Raw genomic sequence first — 12,118 nt, forward strand, 5'->3', positions numbered from 1 at the left:
TGAATCCATGAGCCGTATCATGCCATTTAGCCTTGAAGCTGAACAATCGGTTTTGGGGTCGGTATTCCTTAATCCAGCCGTGATGGTTGGTTTAATGGACAAATTGAATGACGAAGATTTTTATGATCGCAGAAATCAAAAAATCTTTTTTGCCTTAAGAAATCTCTATAACCGTGGCGATAAATTGGACTATACCACCGTATCAACTGAACTCGCTCAAATGGGGGCGATGAAAGAGGTTGGTGTAGGTTACTTATCAGAAATTACCGATTTGGTACCCACCACAGCAAACTTAGATGCTTATGTCGATATCGTTAAAGATTACGCACTTAAACGCGCTGTCATCGATGCTGCGACCAAAATCATGGACGATGGCTTCAATGACCAAATTAAGGCTACAGAGTTCATTGATGACGCTGAGAAGAAGATATTCGAACTCGTTAGACGTCGTAAAGCCAGTGAATTCATTCGCATTGATCAAGTGGCACATGAAGTTAAGGAAAAAGCTGAAAGCAGACGAAACAAAGGCGCCCTCACAGGGTTATCCACAGGCTTCTCCATTTTCGACCAAATCACCTCAGGGCTTCAACCCGAAGAATTGATCATCCTCGCGGCTCGCCCATCCATGGGTAAATCTGCGTTCGCGATGAATATCGCATTGAACGTAGCCAAACACAACGCCAATGGGGGTGCATCAGTCGCGGTATTCTCCCTAGAAATGAGCAATGAACAACTCGTTGGTCGTATGTTAGCCAGTGAATCACGCGTTGAAAATAGAAGAATCAAAACCGGTGAATTGACACCAAAAGAGTGGCAATTCGTGGATACTGCGGTGGAATCTTTAGGTAGACTCAATGTCTATTTCGATGATTCATCCGCCATCTCTGTTCAAGACATCCGTTCAAAATGCCGTAAACTTCGTCAAGAAGGTAAATTGGACTTTGTCGTCATCGACTACTTACAGTTGATCAAGGGTGATGAAGGTAAAAACGGTTCTTCCAATGTCAATAGACAGGAAGAAGTTGCGAAAATTTCTCGTCAATTAAAAACCATGGCCAGAGAATTACATATCCCAGTCATGGCCTTATCTCAGTTATCTCGTGGTGTTGAAAAACGTGACGATAAACGTCCCGTCTTAGCGGACTTAAGAGAATCTGGATCGATTGAACAAGATGCCGATATCGTCTTATTCTTATACCGTGATGAGTACTATTCGCATGGTCAAGTGGATAACGGCGAAACTGAACTACAGTTTGCGAAAAACCGTCAAGGTTCCGTTGGCAACGTCTTACTCTACAAATTTGAAAAAGAATATTCAAGGTTCTTACAAATCACACAACGTGATGATGAACCACGAAACTAAAAAAATATCGCATGGCGCGCGCCATGCGATTTTTACTAGTTATCGTCGTCAGATTCTACATCGACCACTTTGCCAAATCTAAACCCTGTGGTCTTAAAAGTCATATAAGCATTCTTTTGTGGGAAGAATAAGGTATTGATGATTGGTATCAACAAGAACATAATCCAAGTTGGGTGCCAGTTATCATACAATAATCCGATGGTGATATAGGCTGCTGTAACCAAAATACCGACCATTTTTCTCGCATCGATTTTACGTTCTACAATGATGTTGGTGAGTGGGACTAAGAAGAACACCAACCACCCTGGATGCCAATAACCAAGGCCAAAACCAAGCCATAAAAATAGCATTAAGGACACGAATGGCATGACTTCCGATAAGCGTTTTAATACATTTCCTGTCAATAATATCCAGGATAATGGTATCAATAAGAAGAAGGTTAAACCCAATTCTAACTTTTCAAAGTATAACCATGCGGTTAAGAATAACAACAAACTAATGAGTGGCATCGCTGCCAATAAACGTCTTTTCATATGATCACTCCCTACACGCATTATAGCACTTTATGCTAAAAATAAAAACCGCTTTTCAGCGGTTATTTAAGTAATTCTGACAACATCCAAATGTGTTTTTGAAGTGCACCACGAGTGGTTGTTAATAAATCCACAGTTACGTCATCTTCAGCTTCCTCAGCCAATTTGATGCCTTCTTTAAGCTCAGCATCCACTTGTCTAAAGTCATTGATGACACTCTTAATCATTTCATCCTTGGTTTCTAATCCAGAAGCTTCTTGTAGGCTTGCTAGTTCTAGGTTGCCTTTAAGGGTTGCGACAGGTTTACCACCAATCATTAAGATTCTTTCAGCAATTTCATCATAAATTTCGGTCACTTGATCATATAATTCTTCAAATTTCGCGTGCAATTGGAAGAATAGTGGACCTTTAACGTACCAGTGGAAGTTGTGTAATTTCGTGTATAAAACAGCGAAATTGGCAACTTCTTTGTTTAATAAATGCTCTAGTTTATTCATATGCTTGCCTCCTTAAGTATCTATTAATATTATACCATATTCGAACAAACATTAGAAATAACCTACATTTTTCGGTTTTCATAGAAAAAAATATCATAATATGATATGATTATTAAGGCTTAGGAGTGAATAACTATGTTTGAAAGATTAGACCTCATACTAAAGAGATATCAAGAAATTACACAATTATTGATGGACCCTGAAATCTCAGCGGACATCAAAAAAATGACGACACTTTTGAAGGAACAACGCTCGATTGAAAAGACCGTTGTCACCTATCAAAACTACTTATCGAAACAAGAACAAATTGAAGGCTTGAAGCTCATGGCAGAAGATAATGACCCAGAAATTTCTGAAATGGCTAACATGGAATTGCTAGACATTGAAAATGCTTTGGTTGAACTTGAAGAAACCCTCAAAATTTTATTATTACCGAAAGACCCAAACGATGACAAAAACGTTATTGTTGAAATCAAAGGGGCGGCCGGTGGTGATGAGGGTAACATTTTTGCGGGAGATTTATACCGCATGTATGCTCGATTTGCTGAAGCCAACCGCTGGAAGATTGAAATGTTGAATGCCGATGAAGGCGCGATGGGTGGATTTACCTCCATCGAATTTATGATTTCCGGCGATAACGTGTACTCATCACTCAAATATGAGTCAGGTGTACACCGTGTTCAACGTGTGCCTGAAACCGAGTCACAAGGCCGTATTCATACCTCTACTGCAACCGTATTGGTCATGCCGGAAGCGGAAGAAGTCGAAATCGATGTCTCATGGAACGATATCCGTGTCGATACCTATAACTCATCCGGTCCAGGGGGACAATCCGTCAACACCACCAAATCCGCTGTCCGATTAACCCACGTACCTACAGGCACTGTGGTTGCCTGCCAAGAAGGTAAATCACAACACGAAAATAAAGACAAAGCATTTAGATTATTAAAGACCAGAATCTACGATGCCATCTTACAAGAACAAAATGAAAAAGAAACCACACAACGCCGTTCATTGGTAGGGCGTGGTGATCGTTCTGAAAAGATTCGCACGTACAACTACCCACAAAATCGTGTTACGGACCACCGTATCAATCTAACTTTACAACGTTTGGATGCCATCATGGAAGGCAGACTTGAATTGGTATTAGAACCACTCCTAAATGAATTCCAACGTAGACAATTGGCTGGCGATCAAGCATGACCTACAAGAGCTTATTAAAAAAAGCTGAGAAACGCATCGAAGAAACCGATCTTGAAACCGAAGCAGCGAAATGGTTATTGATGCACGTCTCGAATCTGACACCATCGGCATTTTATCTCGCCTTTGATCATGAAGTAGACCCAACCGTTGAATCCGAATTTTGGTCAGGCATTGAACGCTATTTATCGTATGTCCCGATTCAACACATCATCGGTTATCAAACCTTTTATGGGTATGATTTCATCGTCAATGAAGATGTCTTAATTCCAAGAAGAGAAACCGAAGAATTGGTTGAACAAGTACTATACTACTATGATGACCATTTTAAAGGTCAAACGATTGATATATGTGATATTGGCACTGGCTCTGGTTGCATCGCCATCACATTGGCCAAAGAAGAACCCAATTTAAACGTGGTTGCTGCTGATATTTCGTCAAAAGCACTTGAAGTAGCTAGAAAGAATAACGAAAAATTAGGGGCGAATGTGCAGTTCTTTGAAGGTGATTTATTATCCCCCCTCAAAGGCAGAATCTTTGATATCATCGTATCCAATCCACCCTATATCCCAAATCAAGAGGATGTGGCTAAAATTGTGAAAACACATGAACCAAATATCGCTTTATTTGGTGGCGATACGGGGATGATTTTCTATGAACGCATATTGAAAGATGCGAAGAACTACCTTAAGAAACCAGGACTCATCGCGTTTGAACATGCCTTTGATAAACGCCAAGCTTTGTTTGATTTAGCGAAACATTATTATCCAACCGCGAACATCATTCAAATGAAGGATTTATCGGGCAAAGATCGAATGACACTCATTGAGGTGAATTAAAATGATGCCGGATGATTATACCTTTGAAGATGGCTTTATGCCAGATGGGTCGATTGTCATTTTTCCAACCGACACCACCTTTGGGATTGCATGTCGTTTGTATGACAATGAAGCCTTAAGACGTATTACCCAACTCAAAAATAATACCCAATTCAATTACGCTGTATTGTGCGACACATTGGTTTCCATCAATGATTTAGCTGTGATAGATCCACGTGCCAAGAAACTCATGATGGCATTTTGGCCGGGACCTTTAACGATCATTTTAAATAGCACTAGACCCCATTATGAGAAGACTGGCGAGAAAAAAATCGCTGTTCGTATTCCAAACCACTCGAGTGCTTTAAGTTTGATTAAGAAAAACGGTCCACTCATAACAACCTCGTTATCTACTGAAGACCAAGACATGCTCATGGATTTGGTAAAAATAAAAGCGAATTTCCAAGACAAAGTCGACTATATATACGAAGAATACAACAATTTTTATTTAAACCTTGGCTCTACAACCATTGATTTAACTGAAAATGATATTCGATTCGTGCGTGTGGGGTCGATCAAAGAGTCCGATATATTAACGGTTGTAAACAATACGAATTACCACATTTAGTGAGGTCCTCAAAGGATACTCACTTTTTCTTTTTGTTGTGCTATAATATGCTTAATGATTCAACCGGGGGCACTATGAAAAAACTTGACCGAACACCATTCAACATGGATAAAAAACCCGTCCGAGAACGACGTGTTTTGATGCCACTAGCATGGGCTTTATCCTTTCCAAGTACATGGAAAAGAAAACTCAAAATCAATAAAGAAAATATGGAAGGTTTGAAACCACCGTATTTATTGCTTTGCACACACCACGCATTCATCGATTTCAAAGTTACAACAGTGGCCACATTTCCGACAAGACTCAATTGGGTTGTCGCGATCGATGGGTTTTTGTTTGGTGAGTATTTACTCAGAAGTGTTGGGGCAATTTGTAAACGCAAGTTCATCAATGATTTAAAACTGGTTAAACATATTAAATACACTTTAGATGACCTCAAAGGGGTTGTAGCACTGTACCCTGAAGCGAGATACTCGCTGATAGGTACAACAGCAATCCTACCGGATTCCTTAGGAAAACTGTGCAAGATGCTCAATGTACCTGTGGTTGTTTTAAATATGCACGGCAATTATTTGACACAACCTCAATGGAATTTAGACATGCGTAAAGTCCCTCTAGCGGCGGACATGACTCAAATCATCTTCCAAGATGAAATCAAAGACCTATCGATCGATGTCATCAATGAACGCATCCGAAAAGCATTCGAATACGATGAATACAAGTGGCAAAAAGAAAACAAAATCAAAATTGATTTCAAAGACCGTATGAAAAATATCCATAAGGTGCTTTATCAATGCCCAAGTTGCTTAACAGAACATCAAATGAATAGTGCTGAAAACCGCATTTGGTGCGAGGCTTGTGGTAAAACCTATGAACAAGATGAATATGGTGTATTGAAAGCCACCACAGGCGATACTGAATTTCCACACATCCCTGACTGGTATGAATTTGAAAGAGAACAAGTCAGACAACAAATTCTAAACGGTACTTATCGTGTTGAAGATGAAGTGCGTATTGAATCCTTACCGAATGCGAAAGGATTTCATGTTTTAGGGGATGGTAAAATGGTACATGATACCCATGGCTTCTGGGTGACAGGCTATTTTGATCCTAACTTTGATCTCATCCGTGAACCCCTTTCTTTATATGGCCTTCACATCGAATATAACTATAAAAATCGTGGGGACGCGATAGATATCTCAACCCCTGATGATTCTTTCTGGATTTTTCCAAAAACCAAGAAAGATATTGTCACCAAGCTCCACTTTGGGGTAGAAGAACTCTACAAATTGGCGAAGAAAAAGGGCTAGATTTTTAGCCCTTTATTTTTTTAGACTGAAACGCTGTGGGTAAGAACAATAATATGATCAATACCAATCCTACCAACGACATCACACCTAGATATGCCACATAGCTCACATCTTCAATCACGAATTGGAATGGACTGCCATTGCCGTAATGTAATAACATATAATCGGTATCGAGGATGAAATTTAGGACATTCGCGAACGCCGCAGATAACAACAACACGAGTAGAGCTTTGGTAAAGTCCAAAAATTTAGGCACATAGGATTTTGACATCGCCAAATAGATGGAAAAGAAAATCATGTTGCCGTGATAAATGAAACTATGGAATGGCAATACTTCAGTGACTGGGAACCATTGATCGGAATTACCTAAGACATTCGATGGGTATAGTAAAACCAACAACCCTGCTAATAAACCGACAGCGTAGGTAAACGGTGTCATAAACCTTGCGAATTTACCTTTACCAAAGGCTACAATCGGCATCACATACAATGAAAAACTGCACAAGTTAAATGGATACATATAGGCACCAATGCTCCCATCGGTTGCAATGGTATACGTATATTTGAATAATTCTAGTGCGATTAAGAGTAAAGCACTCATTCGAAGAATCACTTTTCGATTGACGGATGGTCTTAAAGAGAGCCATAAAAACAAAACGATGAATACAATGGTTACCAATGAACCAGACAAATGTTTCATCCCAAATACTTCGGGTGTTAATATCATAATTTGATTACCTCTATCTACGTAATATGATACAAGGCATTATCAAATAATGCAACACATATTAAATTATGGGATTATTTTAGTGAATTAAAACTATAATGATTCCAAATAATCGATCACTTGAACCGTGCCGAGTATCATCTCAATAAATACTTTATCTTGGTAAACAAACAACGCTGGAACGCCACGCAATGTCACAGGGGGTGTACCCTGTTTTTCCACATCCATTGAAATCATCAAGTAAACTTCATATCGATTTCCACGCCTATTGATGATTTCTACAAAATCAGTTTCAATCGATTTGCAGTCAGGGCATCTTGGTGAATAGTAAAAGACCAAAAATAGCCCATCGGTTATCACGGTGTCAACGTCATACCAGCCTTCGAGATGAAGGGACTCAAGCTCAGCATATGTTTTCGGTTTTGTTGTACAAGCACTTGTTGTCAATACAAACAATAGTGCAATCATAATCGATATTTTTTTCATAGCTTTCTCCAATGAAAAAGGTGCGCGAGCACCTTATTTCGTATAATTGTTTTCGTGGTATTGTAATAAAACTTTCATGACGCGAATCATGTTATTTGTAGAAACGCTTGCACCTGTAAATGTGTCGATTAAATCTGTTTCAGCAATCGGTTTTGTGTTCTTGATGCCACCGGCATAAGTGCCATTGGTAAACACTTCAATGCCATCAAGGTCAGAGGATGTTTTACCAATTAACCATGGGATGAATTGTGTTTCAAATGCTTCTAAAGTAGCTTCAGTTTCAGGTACTGGATTGCTATCCCCCCAGAAACCGGCAGTATAATGACCTGTGCCATCTTCGCCAAATGAAATCATTTGTAATGAACTGTCAGACTTTTTAATTTCAACATAAGCCACTTTCCAATAGTTTACTTCAGGTGCGCGGCATGTACAAGCGACATAAGCGATTTGATACTTCACGTAGTCACGCATTTCATATTCAAATAGAATATATGCTTTGCGTTCTACAACAGTACCATGACCATTCAAGTGATCAAAAGTTAAAATATTGGAAGCTTCTTCAGGTGCTTTTTCTTGGCAACCCATCAAAGTGAATGATGCCAACAAAAGCGCGAGTAAAACAAATAATTTTTTCATCATCAATATCCTTTTTCAATTAAGCTGCTGGTGGGAAAGTGTAAGAACCATCACCGAAGACTTTTGCTGGGCCAGTATAATCACCGATAGCACCTGCATTCCACACATGTTCATAACCAAGATATTCTAAAGCTTCTTTAACGAATCCCGCTCTTGTTCCGCCTGCGCAAAATAAAACGATGTTCATATCTTCATCAAAAAGATTACGTAAAGCTTCTTCATCTTTAATGGCTTCTGGTGTAAATGTCCAACCATCCACTCTTACAAGAATTTGTTCTTGTTCTAAGTATTGGAAGAAAGGAATCATGTGAGAACCTCTAATGTATCCTCCATTCATCTTATCTTGCCAGTTTCTTAAATCCACAAAATCCACATTTGGGTATTCCAAATACTCATCAATGTTTGCCATAGTAATTTCTTCTGGCAATTCGTAAGTTTCTTTCTTTTCGCATGCAGAAAGACCTACGACAGCAAAAAATGCAATCATCAAGACTAATAATTTTTTCATATTCAATTTTCTCCTTTATCGTCTTTTACACCCCCATTATAAAGCGTATTGAAGTATTATACAATAGGGAAAATCATCAAGTAAGCACTTTCATATGCAATGCATTTGCATTTACATAGGTTTTTCATTTTTCAGCATATTTTCATATGAAACTGTGGTTTTTTCTAGTAAAACGTTGTATAAAGCGTTTTTATTCATGTATCATTCAAAAAAATAACGTATGATATATCTTTATGATATAATGATAAAGGCTTTAAGAAAGAAGTGAAATTATGGAAATTAGAAACGTCGCAATCATCGCTCACGTCGACCACGGTAAGACAACGCTCGTCGATGAATTGTTAAAACAATCTGAGCGTAGAAATACACACGAACTCATCCAAGAGCGTGCTATGGACTCCAATGACATCGAAAGAGAACGCGGGATTACCATTCTTGCAAAAAATACCGCGATTGAATATAAGGGTTACCGAATCAACATTTTAGATACCCCAGGTCATGCTGACTTTGGTGGTGAAGTAGAACGTATCATGAACATGGTCGATGCCGTTGTACTGGTTGTCGATGCATATGAAGGCGCGATGCCTCAAACCAGATTCGTATTAAAAAAAGCGTTAGAAGCGAAACTCAAACCCATTGTGGTTATCAATAAAATTGACCGTGCTTTCGCAAGACCACTCGAAGCAGTCAACGAAGTATTGGATTTATTCATTGAGCTCAATGCCGATGAATCCCAATTAGACTTCCCAATCGTATATGCATCAGGCATTAAAGGCTTGGCTTCTTTTGACCACGAGTTCAAAGATGCGAAAAACATGGTTCCTTTGCTAGATACGATCATTAAATATGTACCAGCACCTGCACAAGAAAAAGACTTGCCATTACAATTTCAACCAGCACTGTTAGACTATAACGATTATGTTGGTAGAATTGGGATTGGTAAAATTTATCAAGGCACCATCAAAGTCAATCAAAATGTCAGCTGCATGCGTTTAGATGGCACCATCAAACCATTCAGAGTTCAAAAATTATTCTCATTCTTAGGATTAAACCGTATTGAAGTAGAAGAGGCTTATGCTGGTGACATCGTCGCAATTGCAGGGCTCATTGATATCAACGTTGGTGAAACGGTTTGTGAACAAGGCAAAGAAGTGGCTTTACCGATTTTACACATCGATGAACCAACTGTCCAAATGACATTTGGTACCAATACATCTCCGTTTGCAGGTAAAGAAGGCAAATTCGTTACCGCTTCTAAGATTGAAGAAAGACTCTATAAGGAAACCCAAAAAGACGTTTCATTACGCGTTGAACGTTTAAGTACTAAAGAAGAATGGATCGTCTCTGGTCGTGGTGAATTACATTTAGGTATTTTAATTGAAAACATGCGTCGTGAAGGCTTTGAATTCCAAGTGTCTAGACCACAAGTCATCATTCAAGAAATCGAAGGCGTCAAACATGAACCTTATGAATTCGTACAAGTAGACTGTCCAAACGATGTGGTTGGTACGGTCATTGAAATGTTGGGTGCTCGTAAGGGTGTCATGGGTAACATGATTTCTCACCAAAATCAAACCCGTTTGACTTATACGATGCCAAGCCGTGGATTAATTGGCTTTATGACTGATTTTATGACCGCTACCAAAGGTTACGGGATACTAAACCATTCCTACCTTGAATACCGTCCTGTGGAACACATCGATGTCGGTAATCGCTCTACTGGTGCGTTGGTGTCCTTATTAGAAGGCATGACTACCGCTTACGCCATTGGTCGTCTTGAAGATCGCGGTACGATGTTCATCGAACCTCGCGCATCCGTTTATGAAGGGATGATTGTTGGGGTTGCGAACAAAGAATTCGATTTGGCTGTCAACGTCACTCAAGAAAAACAATTAACGAACATGAGAAGCTCCTCCAAAGACACCACCGTTGTCTTAAAAAGACCACGAGAAATGTCATTAGAAGCTTGTTTGGAATTCATCAATGATGACGAGTTGGTTGAAATCACACCTAAGAATATTCGTTTGAGAAAACGTATTTTAAGAACCAACGAACGTAAAAAGTTTGATAACTATAAATATTAATGCGATATCAAGGCCTTTTTGGTCTTGATATTTTTTTTGAATTAAGACTTTTGTATCTTTAAAGATACAGGAAAAAAATGTTATACTAATCATAATGAATAGGAGAATGTGACTATGATTGCAATCGGCAGTGACCACGCTGGGTATGAACTAAAACAACAACTCATTGCGTATTTTAAAGAAAAGGGAATCCCTTATCAAGATTTTGGGACCGACGGATTGGCTTCAGTAGATTATCCTGATTATGGGATTAAAGTAGGCGAAGCAGTAGTCTCAGGCAATTACGCATTCGGTATTGTCATTTGCGGGACAGGTATTGGCATTTCGATATCCGCTAATAAAGTAAAAGGGGTTAGAGCAGCCCTCATCTATGATGAAAACACCGCTCGTTTAGCAAAACAACACAACAATGCCAATGTGATTGCACTTGGCGGTAGAACCCACCCATTTGAACTAGCAGTGAAATTGGTAGAAACCTTTAGAAATGAAACCTATGAACCTAGACACCAAAAACGTTTAGATAAATTATCCATATATGAAAAGGAGCACTGCAAATGAGCAAAGTCGTTGTTTTAAAACACCCACTGATTGACCATAAAATGGCCAAAATCAGGGATAAGGCTACAGAGACCAAACAATTTAGAGAAACCGTATCCGAAATTGGTATGCTGGTTACTTATGAAATTACCCGTGATTTTGAAACCGTGCCTAAAATGGTTGAAACCCCTATCACCACTACCACAGCATATGTACTTAAAAAACCAGTGGTTATTGTCCCTATTTTAAGGGCTGGTTTAGGGATGGTCGAAGGGATTCACAACATCATTCCTAGTGCACGTATTGGACACGTCGGTGTTTATCGTGACGAAGAAACCTTAGAACCACATGAATATTTCGCGAAGTTTCCACTCGATATCGCAGATTCTGCCGTATTGGTGGTTGACCCTATGTTGGCCACCGGTGGTAGTGCCTCAGCAGCCATCACCATGGTTAAAAGACGTGGTGCAACCGATATTCGATTTGTCGGATTGGTCGGTTGTCCAGAAGGGGTTAAACGACTTCAAAAAGACCATCCAGATGTCGACATTTATCTCGCAGCGATGGATGAACGTCTCAATGAAAAAGGCTATATTGTCCCTGGATTAGGAGACTGTGGTGACCGTTTATTTGGTACTAAATAATGCTATCCAACGCGGTTTATTTTATCACCTTCATAGTATCCTCTGTTTGGATCATTGAAGTGTTAAAAAAAAGCCAATTTGAAAAGGCATTTAAGCCGAATTCAATTTGGCATATCCGATCTTTTTATATCATACTCGCGTTGATTG

At 39.3% G+C, this 12,118-nt stretch carries 14 protein-coding genes; 8 read left to right on the top strand and 6 right to left on the bottom strand.

Features of this window, described 5'->3' with window-relative positions; all coding sequences use genetic code 11:
• Positions 1-7 precede the first annotated feature (7 nt).
• Positions 8-1,363 (top strand): replicative DNA helicase, encoded by a 1,356-nt coding sequence (dnaB, locus tag N7548_RS02485; RefSeq protein ID WP_263607825.1) that lies wholly within the window; start codon positions 8-10, stop codon positions 1,361-1,363.
• Between the two features lie 35 nt (positions 1,364-1,398).
• Here the strand turns inward: dnaB and N7548_RS02490 are convergent, their stop codons facing one another.
• Both N7548_RS02490 and N7548_RS02495 read right to left on the bottom strand, forming a co-directional pair.
• A complete protein-coding gene (locus N7548_RS02490; RefSeq protein WP_263607826.1) occupies positions 1,399-1,896 on the bottom strand; it encodes a hypothetical protein in 498 nt (165 codons plus the stop codon).
• A 62-nt stretch (positions 1,897-1,958) separates the two neighbouring features.
• Positions 1,959-2,393: a Dps family protein gene (locus N7548_RS02495; RefSeq protein ID WP_263607827.1), complete on the bottom strand. Its 435-nt coding sequence runs from the start codon at positions 2,391-2,393 to the stop codon at positions 1,959-1,961.
• Between the two features lie 135 nt (positions 2,394-2,528).
• Between N7548_RS02495 and prfA the strand changes: the two genes are divergently transcribed.
• From prfA to N7548_RS02515, 4 genes are all read left to right on the top strand, one after another.
• A complete protein-coding gene (gene prfA, locus N7548_RS02500) occupies positions 2,529-3,596 on the top strand; it encodes a peptide chain release factor 1 (RefSeq protein ID WP_263607828.1) in 1,068 nt (355 codons plus the stop codon).
• Entirely contained in the window at positions 3,593-4,432 is an 840-nt protein-coding gene (gene prmC / locus N7548_RS02505; protein WP_263607829.1) for a peptide chain release factor N(5)-glutamine methyltransferase, read from the top strand. The genes prfA and prmC overlap by 4 nt, the downstream gene beginning before the upstream one ends.
• Position 4,433: 1 nt before the next feature.
• On the top strand, positions 4,434-5,039 hold the full coding sequence (locus tag N7548_RS02510; RefSeq protein WP_263607830.1) for an L-threonylcarbamoyladenylate synthase: 606 nt from the start codon (positions 4,434-4,436) through the stop codon (positions 5,037-5,039).
• Positions 5,040-5,113: 74 nt separating this feature from the next.
• The gene (locus tag N7548_RS02515; RefSeq protein WP_263607833.1) at positions 5,114-6,349 is read left to right on the top strand and encodes a lysophospholipid acyltransferase family protein; all 1,236 of its coding nucleotides are present in this window, start codon (positions 5,114-5,116) and stop codon (positions 6,347-6,349) included.
• A gap of 4 nt (positions 6,350-6,353) precedes the next feature.
• On the opposite strand, the gene N7548_RS02520 is transcribed toward N7548_RS02515, so the two are convergent.
• The 4 genes from N7548_RS02520 to N7548_RS02535 all read right to left on the bottom strand — a co-directional run bounded on the left by N7548_RS02520 (position 6,354) and on the right by N7548_RS02535 (position 8,706).
• Positions 6,354-7,076: a TMEM164 family acyltransferase gene (locus tag N7548_RS02520; protein WP_263607834.1), complete on the bottom strand. Its 723-nt coding sequence runs from the start codon at positions 7,074-7,076 to the stop codon at positions 6,354-6,356.
• A gap of 93 nt (positions 7,077-7,169) precedes the next feature.
• Complete coding sequence (locus tag N7548_RS02525) at positions 7,170-7,562, bottom strand: thioredoxin domain-containing protein (protein WP_263607835.1); 393 nt, start codon at positions 7,560-7,562, stop codon at positions 7,170-7,172.
• A gap of 33 nt (positions 7,563-7,595) precedes the next feature.
• On the bottom strand, positions 7,596-8,198 hold the full coding sequence (locus N7548_RS02530) for a hypothetical protein (RefSeq protein ID WP_263607837.1): 603 nt from the start codon (positions 8,196-8,198) through the stop codon (positions 7,596-7,598).
• Positions 8,199-8,217: 19 nt separating this feature from the next.
• Entirely contained in the window at positions 8,218-8,706 is a 489-nt protein-coding gene (locus tag N7548_RS02535; protein ID WP_263607839.1) for a rhodanese-like domain-containing protein, read from the bottom strand.
• Between the two features lie 272 nt (positions 8,707-8,978).
• Here N7548_RS02535 and typA point away from each other — a divergent pair, with 272 nt between their 5' ends.
• From typA to upp, 3 genes are all read left to right on the top strand, one after another.
• A complete protein-coding gene (typA, locus tag N7548_RS02540) occupies positions 8,979-10,790 on the top strand; it encodes a translational GTPase TypA (protein ID WP_263607841.1) in 1,812 nt (603 codons plus the stop codon).
• A gap of 114 nt (positions 10,791-10,904) precedes the next feature.
• Entirely contained in the window at positions 10,905-11,348 is a 444-nt protein-coding gene (gene rpiB / locus N7548_RS02545; protein WP_263607844.1) for a ribose 5-phosphate isomerase B, read from the top strand.
• The gene (gene upp / locus N7548_RS02550; protein WP_263607845.1) at positions 11,345-11,971 is read left to right on the top strand and encodes a uracil phosphoribosyltransferase; all 627 of its coding nucleotides are present in this window, start codon (positions 11,345-11,347) and stop codon (positions 11,969-11,971) included. Before rpiB ends, upp begins: the two co-directional genes overlap by 4 nt.
• The last annotated feature ends 147 nt before the right edge of the window (positions 11,972-12,118 follow it).

It is taken from the genome of Paracholeplasma manati, from assembly GCF_025742995.1.
Lineage (GTDB): Bacteria > Bacillota_I > Bacilli_A > Acholeplasmatales > UBA5453 > Paracholeplasma > Paracholeplasma manati.